The sequence below is a fragment of the Blastococcus sp. SYSU DS1024 genome (assembly GCF_054050795.1).
This window is the reverse complement of sequence record NZ_JBJHAA010000001.1, coordinates 170,409-188,911: the sequence shown is the minus strand read 5'-3', so window position 1 is coordinate 188,911 and position 18,503 is coordinate 170,409. Positions and strand designations below refer to the sequence as shown.

Sequence of the window (18,503 nt, the reverse complement as noted above, 5' to 3'; positions counted from 1 at the left end):
CGCGCCGCCCGACGGCGTCTCGGCGAGCGGGATGCGGCCGAGAGGGGTTAGATCATCTTGCATGTGCGGCCTCAGTGGCGAGATCACGTTCGACGGTTCGATGGCCGACACGACCGCGGTCACCCGCATGGTCGAGGCCCTGGTCCCCCGCGGCCCGGACGGCCAGGGCTTCTGGAGCAACGGCCGGATCACCTTCGGGCACCGCCGGCTCTCGGTCATCGACCTCTCCACCTGCGGATCGCAGCCGATGGTCGACAACGAGCTGGGCCTGACCGCGGTCTTCAACGGCTGCATCTACGACTACCAGGAGCTGCGGGCCGAGCTCGAGGGCCACGGCTACCGCTTCTTCTCGCACAGCGACACCGAGGTGATCCTCAAGGGCTACCACCACTGGGGCACCGACGTCGTCTCGCACCTGCACGGCATGTTCGCCTTCGTCATCGCCGAGCGGGACACCGGCCGGGTGGTCATGGCCCGCGACCGGCTGGGCATCAAGCCGCTGTACCTCTCCGAGACGCCGGGCAAGCGGCTGCGGTTCGCCTCGACGCTGCCGGCCCTGCTGCGCGCCGGTGAGGTCGACACCTCCGTCGACCCGGTCGCCCTGCACCACTACCTGACCTGGCACGCCGTGGTCCCCGCGCCCCGGACGATCCTCAACGGCGTGCGCAAGCTGCCGCCGGCCACCGTCCGGGTCATCGAGCCCGACGGCACCAGCCGCGAGCACCGCTACTGGGAGGCCACCTACGAGCGCCGTGCCGAGCACGCGAACTGGTCCGCCCGCGACTGGGAGGACGCGATCGAGGAGGCGCTGCGGGTCGCCGTCCGGCGCCGCCTGGTCGCGGACATCCCGGTCGGCGTGCTGCTCTCCGGCGGGCTGGACTCCAGCCTGATCGTCGGCCTGCTGGCCCAGGAGGGCCAGACCGGGCTGGCCACCTACTCCATCGGCTTCGAGTCCGTCGGTGGCCGCGAGGGCGACGAGTTCGCCTACTCCGACGTCATCGCCGAGCGCTTCGCCACCGACCACCACCGGATCCGCGTCGGCTCGGACGAGCTGGCCGGCTCGCTCGGGCACGCCATCGGGGCGATGGCCGAGCCGATGGTCAGCCACGACGTCGTCGCCTTCGACCTCCTCTCGGAACGGGTCAGCCAGTCGATCCGGGTGGTGCAGTCGGGCCAGGGCGCCGACGAGGTCTTCGCCGGCTACCACTGGTACCCGCCGCTGGCCGGTGTCGGCCGCGAGGAGGCGGTGCGCACCTACGCGAAGGCGTTCTTCGACCGCGACCACGCGCAGATGCGGCACGTGGTCTCCGGCCGGTACGCGTTGAACTCCGACCCGAGCCTGGCGTTCGTGCGCGAGCACATGTCCGCGCCCGGCGCCGAGACGGCCGTCGATGCCGCGCTGCGGCTGGACAGCGAGGTCATGCTCGTCGACGACCCGGTGAAGCGGGTGGACAACATGTCCATGGCCTGGGGTCTGGAGGCCCGGGTGCCGTTCCTCGACCACGACCTCGTGGAGCTCGCGGCCCTCTGCCCGCCGGAGCTGAAGCTGGCCGACGGCGGCAAGGGCATCCTCAAGGCCATCGGACGGCGGATCATCCCGCCGGAGGTCATCGACCGGCCCAAGGGCTACTTCCCGGTGCCCGCGATCACCCACCTGCAGGGCAAGGTGCTGGACCTGGTGCGGGACGCCCTCTCCAGCGACGCGGCCCGGGACCGCGGGTTGTTCCGCCCCGAGTACGTGCGGGAGCTGCTCGCCGACCCGAACGGTGAGCTGACGCCGTTGCGCGGGAACAAGCTCTGGCAGCTGGGCCTGCTGGAGCTGTGGCTGCAGACGCACTCGGTCTGAGGGAGATGACCATGGCACCCCGGCTCGCCGGCCACCGACGCCGGACTGCGGTGGCCAGCACGCCCGCGTTGACCGACCACTCGTGGCGGGAGCCGTCGGAGCACCAGCTGCAGGGCATGCAGTCCGACGTCGTGCTCGACATGGGATGGGGACGGCTGGTCTACGGCCAGACCTTCTCCGACCTGGAGGGCATCGTCGATGCGCTGCGCGCCGAGGAGACCGGCGAGCGCGACATCTGCATCTACCCCCGGGACCCGCACGTGCTGGTGGGGCTCGCGCCCGACGAGCTGTTCATCGACCCGAGCTACACCTACCGGCTGGACCTGCACCGGTACCGGGCGCGGCACGAGCTGATCCGCGGGGTGTTCGTCCGCACCGCGACCTCGCGCGCGGACATGGACCGGATCAACGAGATCTACGCCCTCAACGGCATGGTCCTGGGCGACGCCGACGTCATGTGGCGCAACCACCGCACCCGCTGCTTCACCTACCTGGTGGCCGAGGACCGGCGGACGGGGGCCATCGTCGGCACGGTCACCGGCGTCGACCACACCCTGGCCTTCGACGACCCCGAGGGCGGCACCAGCCTGTGGTGCCTGGCCGTGCACAACCAGGATGCCCCGCCCGGAACGGGTGAGGCGCTGGTGCGGGTGCTCGCCGAGCGCTACGTGGGCCGCGGGCGCGCCTACCTGGACCTGTCGGTCATGCACGACAACACCGGGGCCATCGCCCTGTACCGCAAGCTCGGGTTCACCCGGGTGTCGGCGGTCTGCGTGAAGCGCAAGAACCCGATCAACACGCCGCTGTTCGCCGCCCGCCCGCCCGGGCTGGAGAACCTCAACCCCTATGCGCTGATCATCGCCGAGGAGGCGCTGCGCCGGGGCATCCGGGTCGAGGTCACCGACGCCGAGTGGGGCGAGATGCGGCTGTCGGTCGGCGGCCGGACCGTGCTCACCCGCGAGTCGCTCTCGGAGTTCACCACCGCCGTCGCGATGAGCCGCTGCGACGACAAGCGCGTCACCCGCCGCATCATGGAGCGGGCGGGTGTCCGGGTCCCCCGCGGTGCCCGGGCGACCGCGGAGGACCTGGCGGCCGCCTCCGCCCTGCTGCGCGAGGTGGACGCCGTCGTCGTCAAGCCCGCGCGGGGAGAGCAGGGCAAGGGCATCACCGTCGGGGTCAAGGGCGACGCCGCCCTGCAGCGCGCGGTCCGCCACGCGGCCCAGTTCTGCCCCGACGTCCTCGTGGAGGAGCTGGTGCCCGGGCAGGACCTGCGCGTCGTCGTCATCGACCGGGAGGTGGTCGCGGCCGCGGTCCGGCGGCCGGCGGAGATCATCGGCGACGGCCGGACCACCGTGGCCGACCTGGTGCGCTCCACCAGCCGCCGCCGGGAGCGGGCGACCGGTGGCGAGTCGCGGATCCCGCTGGACGACACCACCGTCGAGGTGATCGCCGCGGCCGGCTACGACATGGACGACGTCCCGCGCAACGGCGAGCGGATCCAGGTGCGGCGGACGGCGAACCTGCACACCGGCGGCACGATCGAGGACGTCACCGGCGAGCTGCACCCGGAGATCGCGGACGCCGCGGTGCGCGCCGCCGCGGCGCTGGACATCCCGGTCACGGGGATCGACTTCCTCGTGCCCGACGTCGGTGGGTCCGACTACGTCTTCATCGAGGCCAACGAGCGGCCAGGGCTGGCCAACCACGAGCCGCAGCCGACCGCGGAGCGCTTCGTCGACCTGCTCTTCCCCGAGACCCGCCGCCGCGGCTGACGCCCGGGCCGGGATCAGGCCCGGCGCCGCCGCACGCGCTCGGCGGCGAGGGTCAGGGTCGGCCCCGGGTCGCGGGCGTCCCAGACGCTGGGGACGGCGCCCGGGAACCAGCGCAGGACCGAGGCGCCGTCGGCGAGCAGGCCACCCCGGCGTTCGGCCGCGGCCCGGCGCAGGTCGCCCGCCGTCCAGAGGTAGCGCACCCCCGTGCTCCCGTCGGGCAGGGGCGGCAGCGGCAGGCCGAGCGCCTGCCGTGCCCAGGCGTCCGGGAGGTTGGGCCCGGCCGCGGTCGACAGGGCCATCGACCCGAAGAACCGGCCGTTGAGGTCGATGAGCCGCAGGGCTCCGGCGTCGTCGCGCAGGAACTGCAGCTGCACGAGCCCCGACCAGCCCAGCCCGGTCAGCAGCCGGGTGGCGCCGGCGACGAGCTCCTCGTCGACCGGCACGGTGACGGCGCGGCTGGTGACCCCGCTCGGCGTCGGCCACAGCCGCAGCGCGCGTTGCTGGACGCGCCCGTGGAGCCGGCCGTCGTGCAGCAGCCCCACCAGCGCCTCGAGCTCCCCGTCGACGGGCTCCTGCAGCAGCGCCTCGAATCCCGCGTCCTGCAGGAGCCGGACCCGCGGCCGTGCCTGCTCGACACCGGGGTAGCGGCGCGCCTCGATGCGCAGCCGCTGCCGCAGACCCGGCTGCCAGTGGGCGCGGCACTTCACCACGACCGGTCCTCTCCAGCCGGCGAGCGCGGACGGGGTCGCCAGCTCCGTGCGTGGGGTGGGCAGCCCCGCGGCGGTGGCGCGCTGCGCCAACTCGGCCTTGTCGAGCGCGGCCAGGGCTACGTCCGCCCGCGGGTGGACGACCACTGCGGGTACCGACCCCGCGCAGACCGCCAGGGCCGCCATCCAGTCGTCCCCGCTGCCGAAGACGACGTCGTACCCGCCCCCGGCGACGGCCCGCCGGACCGCCGCGACGAAGTCGTCCATGTGCCCGCGCGGGCGGGGCACGTGGTGGGTCTGCCGGCTGGAGCGGGAGGCGGCGACCATCCCACCGCCGTCGGGCGACCCGACGCCGACGTGCCAGCCCGCCCGGTCCAGCGCGCGGACGGCCGCCAGCGCCCCGCGGTCACGGCTCGACGTGAGCACGAGCGCGCGACCGGGAGAAGGCATCGCACGACCTTATGACGCCGGGTCGGGCTGCGGTCGGCTCCACCGTGCGCTCCCCCCGCACGGGGGAGGACCGGCGGGCGGTCAGGGGACCTGGCGCCGCAGGCGGCGGCGCGCGAGGTCGCGCAGCTCGCCCAGCTCCGGCCCGCGCAGCACGGCCAGGGCGCCGGCGTAGACGGCGGCCCCGCCGAGGCCTCCGGAGAGGAGCTGACCGGCCGCGGTCAGCGTGTCCGCCGGCTCGCCTCCCCAGGCCGCGAGCACGGCCGTGGCGGCGAGCCCCCCGGCGGCTGCCGCCGCGGAGGCGCGCACGGTCGTCCCCACCAGTGCCCGCGGGGTGACAGCGGCGTGCCGGCGCGCGAGCAGGGCCACGGCCAGCGCCGCCGCCAGCAGCAGGGACAGGCTGGTCGACGCCGCCAGGCCCGCGATGCCGAAGGCGACACCCAGGGTGAGGTCGCCGACGACGTTGACGACCATGGCGGCGACAGCGACGACCGTGGGGGTCCGGCTGTCCCCGACCGCCAGGCTGGCCCGCGCGGTGGTGGACCGGAGCGCGATGCCGAGGACCGCCGCGGCCGAGAAGGCGACGGCGGTGGCCGTCGCCGTCACCGCGGCCTGGTCGAAGTCACCCCGGCCGTACAAGAACTGGACGACCGGCCGGGCCAGCACGACCAGCGCGGCGACCACGGGGACCAGCAGGGCGACGAGCAGCCGTGAGGTGCGGTCCACGAGCGCGCGCAGGTCGGCCCGGCGGTCGGGCGTGCCCACGGCGCTGAACGTCGGGTAGAGCGCGGCCACGACCGTCGCGACGAGCAGTGCGTCGACGAGGTGGATCACGCGGAAGCCGAGGCTCAGCGCGGTGATGACACCCTCCCCCTGCGCCGAGCCGACGGCCCGGTCGACGAGCGTGTTGACGTTGAGGACCGCGCTGCCGACCAGCAGGGCCGGGGCCAGCCGGAGCACCTCGCGGACGTCCGGATCGCGCAGGGCCAGCCGGGGCCGCAGCCGCATGCCGGCGGCCCGCACGGCGGGGAGCTGGACGAGCATGCGGACGGCCGAGCCGACGACGAAGCCGACCGCGAGCGCCTCGATGCCGAAGCGCGGCCCCGCCCAGAGCGCCGCGCCGATCATGACCAGGTTGAACGGGACGCCCTGCAGCCCGGAGGCGAAGAAGCGGCCGTGTGCCTGGCAGGCGGCCGCGAGGACGTCGGTGGCGGCGATGAAGACGGCGGCGACGAGGACGATGCGGGTGAGCCGGACGGTCAGCGCCGCGGTCGCCTCGTCGAAGCCGGGGGCCAGCACCGCGACCACCTGCTCGGCGGCCAGGAACATCAGCACGGAGCCGGCGACGAGCACCAGCGTGCCGAGGGTCAGCACCGTGCGCACCGTGCGGTCGGCCCGCGGGCCGTCGTCCGCGGCCACCGCACGGGCGACGGGGGGCACCACTGCCCGCGCCAGTGCACCGGCGACCAGCGCGAGCACCAGGTTCATGACGCCCTGCGCGACGAGGTAGGCGTCGAGCGCTGCACCGGCCCCGAAGACGGCGGCGATGACGGCGTCCCGGACGAACCCGAGGAGTTGGCTGACGGCGGTGAGGGAGATCAGGAGCGTCGCCGCCCGGGCCACGCCTCCGCGCAGAGGTCCGCGCCGGACGTGCCCGGGTGCGGGGTCCCCGTCACTCGTCACGGGGTCCGATCATGACGCCCGCCGGCCCGGGCCGGCACGGGACCCGCCGCCGCGCCCGGCCCGGGCGATGATCAGGGGACCTGATCGTGGCGCCTCCTCCCTCACGGTGTGCGGTGCGGGAGGACACCGCGGGGTGAGGGAGGACGGCGTTCAGAGGCCGAGCTCGGCGCGGATCTCGTCGCCGTGCTGGCCGGGCCGCGGGACGCTGCCGACCGCGCCCGGCGTGCGGGAGAACCGCGGGGCGACCTCGGGCTGCCGCACGCCGTCGACCTCGACGAACACCCCCCGCTCACGGTTGTGCCGGTCCTCGGTGGCCTCCAGCAGCGACCAGACCGGCGCCACGCAGGCATCCGTGCCCTCGAACACCGACCACCACTCCGCGCGGGTGCGGGAGGCGAAGACCTCGGTGAACCGCTCCCGCAGCCCCGGCCACTGCCGGGGGTCCTCGCGGCGCGGCAGCGTCTCGTCCCCGGCCAGCCCGAGGCCCTCGAGCAGCGCGGCGTAGAACTGCTCCTCCAGCGCGCCGACGGCGAGGAACTGGTCGTCGGCGCAGCGGTAGACGTCGTAGAACGGCGCCCCGGTGTCCAGGAGGTTGCGGCCGCGGCGGTCGGTCCACACCCCGGCGTCCAGCATCCCGTGGATCATCGTGGTCAGGACGGCGGTCCCGTCGACGATCGCCGCGTCGACCACCTGCCCCTCCCCCGTGGCCCGGGCGTGCAGCAGCGCGGCGAGCGCACCGAGCGCCAGGAACACTCCCCCGCCCCCGAAGTCGCCGAGCAGGTTCAGCGGCGGAGCCGGGCGCTCGTCCGGGCGCCCGCTGGCGCCGAGCGCGCCGGTCAGTGCGATGTAGCCGATGTCGTGGCCGGCGCTGTGCGCGAGCGGCCCGCTCTGCCCCCAGCCGGTCATCCGGCCGTAGACGAGCGCGGGGTTCTCCCCCAGCAACGCGTCCGGGCCCAGCCCCAGACGCTCCATCACGCCCGGCCGGAAGCCCTCCAGCAGGACGTCGGCTCGCCGCACGAGGGCGCGCACCACCTCCAGGTCGGCCGGGTCCTTGAGGTCGAGGGCGATCGAGCGCTTGCCGCGGTCGAGCAGGGAGGTCGCGCCCAGCGAGCCCAGCAGTCCCCCGCGGTCGCCCTTCCGGTCGATGCGCACCACGTCGGCGCCGAGGTCGGCCAGCAGCATCCCGCAGAACGGACCCGGCCCCAGCCCGGCGAACTCGACGACCCGCACGCCCTCCAGCGGTCCCACGGCGTCCTCCCCTGCTCCGGGCCGCGCGCGTGCGACCCTCCCGGGGGCATGCTGCCCGACGCCGCACAGGGGAGGAGAGCCAGGTCACATGGCCTACCTGCTGGCAGCGCTCGGCGGGGCGCTGGGCGCGCTCGGGCGCTGGGGCCTGGCCGAGGCGTTCCCCCACTCCCCCGCCGGCCTGCCCTGGGCGACCCTCGGCGTGAACGTGACCGGCTGCCTCATCCTCGGCGCGCTGGCGGCGGTCCTGGTGGCGCGCGCTCCGGGCTCCCTCTGGGCCCGCCCGTTCCTGGGCGTGGGCGTGCTCGGCGGCTTCACCACGTACTCGACCTTCGCGGTGGAGGTCGTCCGGCTGGTGGAGGCCGGGGCGGTCGGCACCGCGCTGTCCTACGTCGCGCTCTCGGTGCTCGGCGGCATCACCGCCGCGGCCGCCGGGACGCTGGCCGGCCGCGCCCTCGCCGGAGCGCCCCGGTGACGCCGTGGCTGGTGGTCGCGGGCGCCCTGGTCGGCGCGCCGCTGCGGCTGCTGGCCGAGCGGGTCGCCGTGGCCCGGCGGGGAGCGGGCAGCGTGCTGGGCACCTTCACCGTCAACGTGGCGGGCAGCGCGCTGCTCGGCGTCCTCCTCGGGACCGCCACCGCCCCGGCGTGGGTGGTCGCGCTGGTGGGCGTCGGCCTGTGCGGCACGCTCACCACGTTCTCGACGTTCGGCACCGAGGTGGTCCGGCTGGCGGAGGCCCGCGCCCCCCTCCGTGCCGTGGCGTACGTGATCGCGACCGTGCTCGTGGGACTGACGGCCGCGGCGGGCGGGTACGCGCTCGGCCGGGTGATCTGAGCCGCCCCGCGCAGCGGGGCAGCCTGGGGCTGGATAGGGTCGGGGCGGTATGGCGGAGAACACGAAGCAGACGGTCGGGGCGGACAGCCCCGTCGTCGTGGTCGCCAACCGGCTTCCGGTGGACCAGGTCATCGAGCCGGACGGCAGCACCCGGTGGCAGCGGAGCCCCGGTGGGCTGGTCACGGCGCTCGAGCCGTTCGTCGCCGGGCGCGGTGGCGCGTGGGTCGGCTGGTCCGGGTCCGCCGGCGAGGCGCCCGAGCCGTTCGAGTCATCGGGCATGTCGCTGATCCCCGTCGAGCTCAGCGAGGAGGAGGTCGACCGCTACTACGAGGGCATGTCGAACGCCTCGCTGTGGCCGCTGTACCACGACGTGGTCGAGAAGCCCGAGTACCACCGCGCCTGGTGGGACACCTACGTGCAGGTCAACAAGCGGTTCGCCGAGCGCGCCGCGGCGGTGGCGGCCGAGGGCGCCATCGTCTGGGTGCACGACTACCAGCTGCAGCTGGTGCCGGCGATGCTGCGGCAGGTCCGGCCGGACCTGACCATCGGCTTCTTCCTGCACATCCCGTTCCCGCCCTACGAGCTGTTCACCCAGCTCCCCTGGCGGTCGGCCATCGTGGAGGGGCTGCTCGGCGCGGACCTGGTCGGCTTCCAGCGCCCGTCGGCGGCCGTGAACTTCGTGCAGTTGGCCCGGCGGTTGCACGACCTGAGCTGCAAGCGCGACCAGATCGAGTACGACGGCCGCACGGTGGTGGCCAAGGCCTTCCCGATCTCCATCGACGTCCGGGCCTTCGACGAGCTCGCCTCCTCCCCGGAGGTGCTGGCGCGGGCGAAGGAGATCCGCGCCGAACTCGGCAACCCGGACAAGATCATCCTGGGTGTCGACCGGCTGGACTACACCAAGGGCATCAGCGTCCGGCTCAACGCGTTCCAGGAGCTGCTCGAGGACGGTGCGGTCGAGGCCCCCGACACGGTGCTGGTGCAGGTCGCGACGCCGAGCCGCGAGCGCGTCGAGCACTACGTGCACATGCGCGAGACGATCGAGCAGCAGGTCGGCCACATCAACGGCGTCTTCGGCTCCATCGCCGGCCCCGCCGTCCACTACTTCAACCAGTCGATGCCGCGCGAGGAGCTCGCCGCGCTGTACCGGGCCGCCGACGTCATGCTCGTGACCCCCTACCGCGACGGCATGAACCTGGTGGCCAAGGAGTACGTCGCGGCGCGCGGTGACCTCCGTGGCGCGCTGGTGCTGTCGGAGTTCGCCGGGGCCGCGGCCGAGCTGCGGCAGGCCTTCCTGGTCAACCCGCACGACATCGCCAGCGTCAAGACCCAGCTGGTCCGGGCGCTGCGCATCGAGCCGGCCGAGGCCGCGAAGCGGATGCGGACCATGCGCCGGCACCTGTTCCGCAACGACCTCGACCACTGGGCCAGCTCGTTCTTCGAGGCGCTGCGGGGCCAGGCGTGACCTCGCCCGGCCTCGACGAGGCGCTGACGGCGCTCGCCGCGCGCCGGCCGCTGCTGGTCGCCAGCGACTACGACGGTGTGCTCGCCCGTCTTCGCGATGACCCGGCGGCGGCCGTCCCGGAGCCCGGTGTCGCCGAGGTGCTGGCGCGGCTGGCGGCGGTCGACGGCGTCACGGTCGCCCTCGTCAGCGGCCGCGGAGTCGAGGACCTGCGCCGGACCAGCGGGCTGTCGGGTCCCTTCCGCTGGATCGGCAGCCACGGTGCGGAGTTCGACGGCCCGCTCGCCGGTGCGGACGCCGGTCGGCGGGACGAGCTCGCCGGGGTGCTGCGGCCGTTGGTCGAGAGCGCACCCGGCGCCCGGCTGGAGATCAAGCCGGCCAGCGTCGCCGTCCACGTGCGGCAGGTGGCCGATCGCACCCGAGCGGCCGAGCTGCTGGAGCAGGCCCGCCGGGCGGTGGATCCGTCACTGACGCTGAAGCCGGGCAAGGACGTCCTGGAGGTGGCGGTCACCGACGCGCACAAGGGTGCGGCGGTGCAGCGGCTCGTCGGCGAGCTGGGTGCGCGGGCTGCGCTCTACCTCGGCGACGACGTCACCGACGAGGACGCGTTCCGGGCACTGCGGCCCGACGACCTGACGGTCAAGGTGGGTGACGGTGAGACCGCAGCCCGCCACCGGGTGGCCGGGCCCGAGGCCGTGGTGGGCCTCCTCGGGGCGCTCGCCGACCGCCTGGGCTGAGTCCGCCGCGTCCTCGTGTCGTACCGCGCGGCGGACGGCCGGACCGGTGTCCGGCGGTCACCGTGCCCCGCGGTGTCGACATGCCCGCATTTCTCTCCGGGGAACTGCGGAAATGGGGAGGGTGCGCGGCGACGAGCGTTTCGGCGTTGTCGACGAATCACGCGCCGGAGACGCTGACCCGGGAATGGCGTAACGATCTCGGAATGCGTTCCGGAACGGTGCTCTGGGACCTGGGTGGAGTCACGACAATGAGAGAGCCGCCACACCGGCGCGACATCTCTCTCCCAGGACGGTCCAGCGTGCACGCAGCTCCCCCCTCCCCCGGTACCCGGCGGCGTGCCGGATGGTTCGCCGACCGCCCCCTGGCGGTGAAGTTCGGTGCCCTCATCGGCACGGTCGTCGTCGGCTGCGGCGGCATCCTCGCGTCCATGCTCGTGGGCAACTCCGACGTCCAGGACATCAACGCGCACACCGGGGACCTCAACACCGCCGAGGCGGTGGTCCTCCAGCTCGACACGCGGGCCAGCGAGCTCAAGGTCGACGCGTACAAGGCCCTGGTCCGCCCCGACCCGGCCGTGCAGCTCGAGGAGCTGGCGGACGACATCGCCACCGCCGAGGAGCTGCTGGCCGCCCTGCAGGCGGTGGAGCTGACCGGTGAGAGCGCGGTCGCCGTCGACGGGGTGCTCGACAGCTTCGGCGACTACACCCAGGCCATCGAGGCGTTCGTCGGCGCGACCGCGGCCGACCAGGCGGGCATGCGACTGCGCTGGGAGGAGATCCAGGCCGCCAACGACCTGACCGACGGCGCGGTGGGCGCCGCGAAGGACGCGCTGATCGGCGAGAGCATCGCCGCCGAGCAGGAGCTCGCCGCCACCATCACGCGGTCCCAGACGACGAGCCTGGTCATCGCGCTCGTCGCGGTGGCCCTCATGGCGGTCATGGGCTGGTTCACCATGGTGTCGGTGACGCGTCCGGTCCAGCGGGTGAAGCAGTCGCTGGAGGCCCTCGCGACGGGCGACATGACCGTGGACACCGGGGTGTCCTCGCGGGACGAGGTCGGCCGGATGGCGGCCGCGCTCGACGCCGCCCGGACCAGCCTGCGGGGGGTCCTGGCCTCGGTCGCCGACTCGGCGACGGCGGTGGCGGCCTCGTCGGAGGAGCTGAGCGCTTCCTCGGCGCAGATCGCGGCCGGAGCGGAGGAGACCTCGACGCAGTCCGGGGTGGTGGCCTCGGCGGCCGAGGAGGTCAGCCGCAGCGTGGAGACCGTCGCCGCGGGTGCGGAGCAGATGGGTGCCTCGATCCGGGAGATCGCGAGCAACGCGGCGGAGGCCTCGGAGGTTGCGGCGCGTGCGGTGACGGCGGCGGAGACGACGACGGCGACGGTGGCGAAGCTGGGGGAGTCGAGCGCGGAGATCGGCAATGTCGTCAAGGTGATCACGAGCATCGCCGAGCAGACCAACCTGCTGGCGCTCAACGCCACCATCGAGGCCGCCCGCGCCGGTGAGGCCGGCAAGGGCTTCGCGGTGGTGGCCAACGAGGTGAAGGAGCTGGCGCAGGAGACGGCGAAGGCGACCGAGGACATCGCCCGCCGGGTGCAGGCGATCCAGGGCGACACGACGGCGGCGGTGGCGGCGATCGGGGAGATCAGCACGATCGTCGCGCAGATCTCCGACCGGCAGACCACCATCGCCAGCGCGGTGGAGGAGCAGACGGCCACCACGAGCGAGATGTCCCGCTCGGTGCAGGAGGCCGCCGGTGGCACCGGCGAGATCGCCGCCAACATCACCGGGGTCTCCACCGCCGCCGATTCCACCACCCAGGCGCTGACCCAGACGCGGGTCGCCGTGGACGAGCTGTCCCGGATGGCCGCCGACCTGCGCACCACCGTGGGTCGCTTCGTGTACTGATGCACCACCGGCGACTCCCTGGGGCGGGGGGCTCTCCGACCATTCCGGTCGGAGAGCTCCCCGCCGCTCGTCGTGTTCGGGTCGACAAATCTGCTGTGCAGAGAATGGTCGCGCAGGCATTTCGCGCGACATGCGCGACACGTACTGCCTCAACGCTAAGAAACCCGCCGGCCGGGTGACGATCTGCTCGTACGGAACGCATTCCCACCCCCGGGGCAGGGCAGTCGGCCCGCCCGCTCGAGAACGAGGAAGCCTCGCCATGTCCGCACCACGGCCCGACGCAACAGGTCGGCACTGGTACCGCGACCGCGGTATCGGGACACGGATCTTCGCGGTCTGCGCCGCCCTCCTCCTGGGGATGCTGGCCGCCACGGTCACCGGCATCACCGGCACCCAGCGCGTAGCGGATCTGCACGCGGAGGCGCGCGACGCGGTCGCCGCCCAGCGCGTCGTGGAGGGGGCGCGCTACGACCTGCTCTGGGCCGCCAACTGGCAGAACATCACCGCGTGGAAGGCGCGGGTCGAGGGTGGTGCCGTCGCCGCGGCCGCCGACGGCGACAACGTCGCCGCCTACCGCGACGGCGCGGCCGGCTTCGAGGCCCTCTTCGAGCTCGACCGCGACCAGCTGGACGCCGACGCCGAGGCCAGCCTCGAGGTGATCGAGCAGAACTGGGCGTTGATGAGCGACTACAACGACCAGATCTTCCTGCTGTGGCAGCAGGGGCGCCTCGACGAGGGCGACGCCCTCTCGCAGGGCGAGAAGTGGGACGTCTTCTACGTCCTCGACCAGGCGATGGTGGAGCTGGTCGCATCGGTCGACGCCCGTGTCGCGGAGTCGGAGGCTGCGGTCGTCGACGCCCGCTCCGAGACGCTGACGGTGTCCCTGGTCGTCTCGGCCGTGGCATTCCTGCTCGGTGGCGGTCTGGCGCTGCTCGTCTCGCGGGGCATCACCCGCGGGGTCCAGGAGGTCAAGGCCGGGCTCGAGCGGCTGGCTGCGCGTGACCTGACCACCCGGCTGGCGGTGCGCGGCCGTGACGAGATCGGCCAGATGGCCACGGCGCTCAACACTGCCGCCGACGCGATGGCGACCACCATCGCCGACATCGTCTCCTCGGCGGACGCGGTCGCGGCCAGCTCGGAGGAGCTGAGCGCGTCGTCGGCGCAGATCGCGGCCTCGGCCGAGGAGACCAGCGCTCAGTCGGGTGTGGTGTCGGGTGCGGCGGAGGAGGTGTCGCGCAGCGTGGAGACGGTCGCGGCGGGTGCCGAGCAGATGGGCGCGTCGATCCGGGAGATCGCCAGCAATGCGGCGGAGGCCTCGGAGGTTGCGGCGCGTGCGGTGACGGCGGCGGAGACGACGACGGCGACGGTGGCGAAGCTGGGGGAGTCCTCGGCGGAGATCGGCAACGTGGTGAAGGTGATCACGAGCATCGCCGAGCAGACGAACCTGCTGGCGCTGAACGCCACGATCGAGGCCGCCCGGGCCGGTGAGGCGGGCAAGGGGTTCGCGGTGGTGGCGAACGAGGTGAAGGAGCTGGCGCAGGAGACGGCGAAGGCGACCGAGGACATCGCCCGCCGGGTGCAGGCGATCCAGGGCGACACGACGGCGGCGGTGGCGGCGATCGGGGAGATCTCCCAGATCGTCGCGCAGATCTCCGACCGGCAGACCACCATCGCCAGCGCGGTGGAGGAGCAGACGGCGACGACGAGCGAGATGTCGCGGTCGGTGCAGGAGGCCGCCGGCGGCACCGGGCAGATCGCGGAGAACATCACCAGCGTCTCCACTGCCGCGGGCGCCACCACCCAGGCGCTGACCCAGACCCGCTCCGCCGTGGACGAGCTGTCCCGGATGGCCGCCGACCTGCGCACCACCGTCGGGAGGTTCACCTACTAGGAGGGCCCGTTCAACTGCCTCTCCCGCGCGTGGGGTGAGCATCGACGGGAGCCGGCGAGGGGCGCTCGACCACTGGTCGGGCGCCCCTCGTCGCGTGGCCGGATTCCGGCACCATTCCGGGTACCGGCGCCGTTGTCGACAATGGCGAAATGGCCACCGCCACGGCCGAGTCGACTCGTGGACTTCGTGTCCGAATCGTTGTTCTCGCCATTTCGCAACACGGCCGGAAAGCCTCGACAGCTGACGGCGCCCGGCCTTAGCTTCTCCACGGCTACCGAAAGCGGCGACGAGTTCGTCCGTTGGTCCTCCGGATTCGGTCGCACTCGCATTCCTCTCCAGAACGGACTTCTCCAGTGGCACTTGTCGCGCAGCGCGCGCACGGCCGGATGTCGGTATCCGCCAAGATCCTCAGCTCGGTCTCCGTCGCGGTCCTCGCCGGCGTCGCCGTCGGGGCCGTGGGCGCGACCTCCCTCGGCGATGCCGCCGACAAGGCCGACGCCACCTACCGTGAGAGCACCCAGGCGCTCGTGCAGGTGGAGGAGATGCGGTCGCAGCTGCTGACCCTCCAGCTCAACCAGACCGCCCTGCTGCTGCCGAACGTCAGCCCCGAGAACGCCAAGACGTGGGCCGAGGGCGCCGCGGCGGCTGCCGAGGCGTTCGGCCAGGCCGGTGTGACCTATCTCGGCACGGCGCCCACCGCCGAGCAGGAGGCGCTGGCCGAGCAGGCCCTGGGCACGTACGACACCTGGGGCGGGGTCTACGCCCAGACGCGGCAGGCCTACAGCGCCGGTGACGCCGTCGCGGCCGGCGCGCTGTACGCGCAGTCGGCGAAGCTCATGGACCAGCTCACCGGGGAGATCGACCAGCTCCTCGCCTCCGAGATCTCCGAGGCGAGCGACTCCGCCGCCGCGGTCGCCGACACCAGTGAGCGGGCGCGGACGCTCGTCTTCGCGCTGCTGGCCATCGGCTCGGCCGTCGCCCTCGCGGTCGGCTTCTTCGTCGCGCGCGGCATCCGCCGGAACCTGGAGAAGGTGCAGCACGTCATCCAGGGGCTGGCCGAGGGCGACCTCACCCGGCAGACCGGCATCCAGCAGTCCGACGAGATCGGGCAGATGGCAACGGCCCTCGACGAGGCGCAGGAGAGCCTGCGCGCCGTGATGGCATCGGTCGTCGCCTCCGCGGACGCGGTCGCGGCCAGCTCGGAGGAGCTCTCGGCGTCGTCCGCGCAGATCTCGTCCTCGGCGCAGGAGACCTCCGCCCAGTCGGGTGTGGTGGCCTCGGCAGCCGACGAGGTGTCGCGCAACGTGCAGACCGTCGCGGCGGGGGCCGAGCAGATGGGTGCCTCGATCCGGGAGATCGCCAGCAACGCGGCGGAGGCCTCGGAGGTGGCGGCGCGTGCGGTGACCGCCGCGGAGACCACCACGGCCACCGTCGCGAAGCTGGGCGAGTCCTCGGCGGAGATCGGCAACGTCGTCAAGGTGATCACCTCGATCGCGGAGCAGACCAACCTGCTGGCGCTCAACGCCACCATCGAGGCGGCGCGCGCCGGGGAGGCCGGCAAGGGCTTCGCGGTGGTCGCCAACGAGGTGAAGGAGCTGGCGCAGGAGACGGCGAAGGCCACCGAGGACATCGCCCGCCGCGTGCTGGCCATCCAGGGCGACACCACCGCGGCGGTGACGGCGATCGAGGAGATCAGCACGATCGTCGCGCAGATCTCCGACCGGCAGACCACCATCGCCAGCGCGGTGGAGGAGCAGACGGCCACGACGAACGAGATGTCGCGGTCGGTGCAGGAGGCCGCCGACGGCACCGGTCAGATCGCGGCCAACATCACCAACGTCTCGGGTGCGGCGGACTCCACCACGCAGGCGCTGACCCAGACCCGCACCGCCGTCGACGAGCTGTCCCGCATGGCCACCGACCTGCGCACCACCGTCGGGAGGTTCTCCTACTGACCTGACGCGAGCTTCCCCCGGCCGGGCCGGGTGGTGACCCCTTCCCCGGTCGCCACCCGGCCCGCGCCTTTCGCGGGCGGTCGAAATGCATTCCCGCCCGCGCGGTGACCGGCATGTGCGGTGACGCCATGTCGACTCCGGAAAGTGCGGTGACGGACCATTCTTCCGACGCCCCGCGACACGTCGCAATTTCGGCCGATCCCGGCCCATTGAGAGTTCTATCTTTCCCCTTGCAAGACAACTCGCGCCGGGTGCCCACATCGGCCGCCGCCCGGTGCCCGATCTCCCCCACTTCTCGTCCCTGGAGCACCGCCATGACCGCAGCCGTCCGTCCGCCCACCACGTCGGGCAGCCGTCGCGTCGACCAGCAGGCCGCCAGCCGGTCCGCCCTGGCCCGGTTGGGCGACCTCTCGGTCAAGACGAAGATCCTCAGCGCCGTCTCGGTCACCGCCGTCGTGGCCGCCGGCATCGGTGCCCTGGGCGTCTCCGGGATGAGCGCGGCGGCCGACGACGCCGACCGGCTCTACGAGAACAACCTCAAGGGCGCCGTCCAGGCGGCGACCCTGGACCAGCTGCTCAGTGGCCTGCGCGTCGTGACGCGCGACGCGCTGATCGCCGAGACCCCGGCGCAGAAGCAGGAGAAGTTCGCGGCTGCCGAGGGCTACGTCGCCGAGTTCCACGAGGTCGCCAAGGCCTACGGGGCAGGTACTACTCAGCCGGAGAAGCTCGCCATGGTGGAGGAGATCACCGCCGACATCGACGCGTACTTCGCCATCCAGACCGGGCCCATGGCCCCCTTGGCGGCCGCAGGGGACGTCCGCGGGTGGTCGGTCGTGAACCAGGCGCAGGCCACCCCGGTGGTGGAGGAGCTCGCCGGTGACCTGGAAGAACTACGCGACATCGAGATGGCCGAGGCCGCGGAGGCCAGCGCCAACGTCCGTGGCAACTACGAGTCGCAGCGCACCCTGACCGTCGCCGTGATCGTCGCCGGGATCCTGGCGGCGCTCGGTCTCGGCTTCGCCGTGGCGACGGGCATCGCCCGCGCCGTCCGGAAGGTGCAGGACGTCGCGACCGGGCTGGCCGCCGGTGACCTGACGCGCACCAGTGGTCTGCAGAGCCGTGACGAGCTCGGCCGGATGGGTCGCGCGCTGGACGAGGCCGTGGACAACCTGCGCGAGGTCCTGGCGGGTGTGGCGGGGTCGGCGGATGCGGTGGCGGCGTCGTCGGAGGAGCTGTCGGCGTCGTCGGCGCAGATCTCGGCGGGTGCGGAGGAGACGTCCGCGCAGTCGGGTGTGGTCTCGGGTGCGGCGGAGGAGGTCTCGCGCAGCGTGCAGACGGTGGCCGCGGGTGCGGAGCAGATGGGTGCCTCGATCCGGGAGATCGCGCAGAACGCGAACGAGGCGGCGCGGGTCGCCGCGGCGGCGGTGGGTGAGGCCGAGACGACCACGGCGACGATCACCAGGCTCGGGGAGTCCAGCAAGGAGATCGGCGACGTGGTGAAGGTGATCACGAGCATCGCGGAGCAGACCAACCTGCTGGCGCTCAACGCCACCATCGAGGCGGCGCGCGCCGGTGAGGCCGGCAAGGGCTTCGCGGTGGTCGCGAACGAGGTGAAGGAGCTGGCGCAGGAGACGGCGAAGGCCACCGAGGACATCGCCCGCCGGGTGGAGGCGATCCAGGGCGACACCGGGGGCGCGGTCGCGGCGATCGGGCGGATCAGCGAGGTGATCGCCCAGATCAACGACTACCAGACGACGATCGCCTCGGCCGTGGAGGAGCAGACCGCCACGACGAGCGAGATGTCGCGGTCGGTGCAGGAGGCCGCCGGTGGCACGACGCAGATCGCGGAGAACATCTCCGGGGTCTCCACCGCCGCGGACTCGACCACCCAGGCGCTGACCCAGACCCGCACCGCCGTGGACGAGCTGTCCCGGATGGCCGCCGACCTGCGCACCACGGTGAGCCGCTTCACCTACTGATCGCATACTCAGTGCCCGCCGCGAACGCCGGTGGTGACCGT

13 protein-coding genes are annotated in these 18,503 nt (G+C 73.3%); 10 read left to right on the top strand and 3 right to left on the bottom strand.

Going from position 1 to position 18,503, the window contains the following annotated elements:
* The first annotated feature begins 61 nt into the window (after positions 1-61).
* Together ACI79S_RS00915 and ngg are read left to right on the top strand one after the other, a co-directional pair.
* The gene (locus tag ACI79S_RS00915; protein WP_456591563.1) at positions 62-1,846 is read left to right on the top strand and encodes an N-acetylglutaminylglutamine amidotransferase; all 1,785 of its coding nucleotides are present in this window, start codon (positions 62-64) and stop codon (positions 1,844-1,846) included.
* 11 nt (positions 1,847-1,857) lie between these two features.
* On the top strand, positions 1,858-3,618 hold the full coding sequence (ngg, locus tag ACI79S_RS00910) for an N-acetylglutaminylglutamine synthetase (RefSeq protein WP_456591562.1): 1,761 nt from the start codon (positions 1,858-1,860) through the stop codon (positions 3,616-3,618).
* A 14-nt stretch (positions 3,619-3,632) separates the two neighbouring features.
* On the opposite strand, the gene ACI79S_RS00905 is transcribed toward ngg, so the two are convergent.
* From ACI79S_RS00905 to ACI79S_RS00895, 3 genes are all read right to left on the bottom strand, one after another.
* Positions 3,633-4,775 carry an ATP-grasp domain-containing protein gene (locus tag ACI79S_RS00905; protein ID WP_456591561.1) on the bottom strand — a complete coding sequence of 381 codons (1,143 nt, stop codon included), beginning with the start codon at positions 4,773-4,775 and terminating at the stop codon, positions 3,633-3,635.
* Between the two features lie 81 nt (positions 4,776-4,856).
* The gene (gene murJ / locus ACI79S_RS00900) at positions 4,857-6,455 is read right to left on the bottom strand and encodes a murein biosynthesis integral membrane protein MurJ (RefSeq protein ID WP_456591560.1); all 1,599 of its coding nucleotides are present in this window, start codon (positions 6,453-6,455) and stop codon (positions 4,857-4,859) included.
* Positions 6,456-6,605: 150 nt separating this feature from the next.
* Complete coding sequence (locus ACI79S_RS00895) at positions 6,606-7,703, bottom strand: CaiB/BaiF CoA transferase family protein (protein WP_456591559.1); 1,098 nt, start codon at positions 7,701-7,703, stop codon at positions 6,606-6,608.
* Positions 7,704-7,791: 88 nt separating this feature from the next.
* Between ACI79S_RS00895 and crcB the strand changes: the two genes are divergently transcribed.
* The 8 genes from crcB (at position 7,792) to ACI79S_RS00855 (ending at position 18,462) form a co-directional block, all read left to right on the top strand.
* On the top strand, positions 7,792-8,175 hold the full coding sequence (crcB, locus tag ACI79S_RS00890) for a fluoride efflux transporter CrcB (RefSeq protein ID WP_456591558.1): 384 nt from the start codon (positions 7,792-7,794) through the stop codon (positions 8,173-8,175).
* Positions 8,172-8,531 carry a fluoride efflux transporter FluC gene (locus tag ACI79S_RS00885; RefSeq protein WP_456591557.1) on the top strand — a complete coding sequence of 120 codons (360 nt, stop codon included), beginning with the start codon at positions 8,172-8,174 and terminating at the stop codon, positions 8,529-8,531. Before crcB ends, ACI79S_RS00885 begins: the two co-directional genes overlap by 4 nt.
* A 49-nt stretch (positions 8,532-8,580) precedes the next feature.
* Complete coding sequence (locus ACI79S_RS00880) at positions 8,581-9,996, top strand: alpha,alpha-trehalose-phosphate synthase (UDP-forming) (RefSeq protein WP_456591556.1); 1,416 nt, start codon at positions 8,581-8,583, stop codon at positions 9,994-9,996.
* A complete protein-coding gene (otsB, locus tag ACI79S_RS00875; RefSeq protein WP_456591555.1) occupies positions 9,993-10,730 on the top strand; it encodes a trehalose-phosphatase in 738 nt (245 codons plus the stop codon). Before ACI79S_RS00880 ends, otsB begins: the two co-directional genes overlap by 4 nt.
* Before the next feature lie 299 nt (positions 10,731-11,029).
* Complete coding sequence (locus ACI79S_RS00870; RefSeq protein WP_456591554.1) at positions 11,030-12,637, top strand: methyl-accepting chemotaxis protein; 1,608 nt, start codon at positions 11,030-11,032, stop codon at positions 12,635-12,637.
* A 259-nt stretch (positions 12,638-12,896) separates the two neighbouring features.
* Entirely contained in the window at positions 12,897-14,528 is a 1,632-nt protein-coding gene (locus tag ACI79S_RS00865) for a methyl-accepting chemotaxis protein (RefSeq protein WP_456591553.1), read from the top strand.
* Between the two features lie 386 nt (positions 14,529-14,914).
* Complete coding sequence (locus tag ACI79S_RS00860; RefSeq protein WP_456591552.1) at positions 14,915-16,483, top strand: methyl-accepting chemotaxis protein; 1,569 nt, start codon at positions 14,915-14,917, stop codon at positions 16,481-16,483.
* Positions 16,484-16,797: 314 nt separating this feature from the next.
* Positions 16,798-18,462 (top strand): methyl-accepting chemotaxis protein, encoded by a 1,665-nt coding sequence (locus ACI79S_RS00855; RefSeq protein ID WP_456591551.1) that lies wholly within the window; start codon positions 16,798-16,800, stop codon positions 18,460-18,462.
* Positions 18,463-18,503 lie beyond the last annotated feature (41 nt).

Coding starts and splice junctions, on each gene's coding strand:
- ACI79S_RS00915 (WP_456591563.1), top strand. CDS start 62: ATGTGCGGCCTCAGTGGCGAGATCACGTTCGACGGTTCGATGGCCGAC.
- ngg (WP_456591562.1), top strand. CDS start 1,858: ATGGCACCCCGGCTCGCCGGCCACCGACGCCGGACTGCGGTGGCCAGC.
- ACI79S_RS00905 (WP_456591561.1), bottom strand. CDS start 4,775: ATGCCTTCTCCCGGTCGCGCGCTCGTGCTCACGTCGAGCCGTGACCGC.
- crcB (WP_456591558.1), top strand. CDS start 7,792: ATGGCCTACCTGCTGGCAGCGCTCGGCGGGGCGCTGGGCGCGCTCGGG.
- ACI79S_RS00880 (WP_456591556.1), top strand. CDS start 8,581: ATGGCGGAGAACACGAAGCAGACGGTCGGGGCGGACAGCCCCGTCGTC.
- ACI79S_RS00865 (WP_456591553.1), top strand. CDS start 12,897: ATGTCCGCACCACGGCCCGACGCAACAGGTCGGCACTGGTACCGCGAC.
- ACI79S_RS00860 (WP_456591552.1), top strand. CDS start 14,915: ATGTCGGTATCCGCCAAGATCCTCAGCTCGGTCTCCGTCGCGGTCCTC.
- ACI79S_RS00855 (WP_456591551.1), top strand. CDS start 16,798: ATGACCGCAGCCGTCCGTCCGCCCACCACGTCGGGCAGCCGTCGCGTC.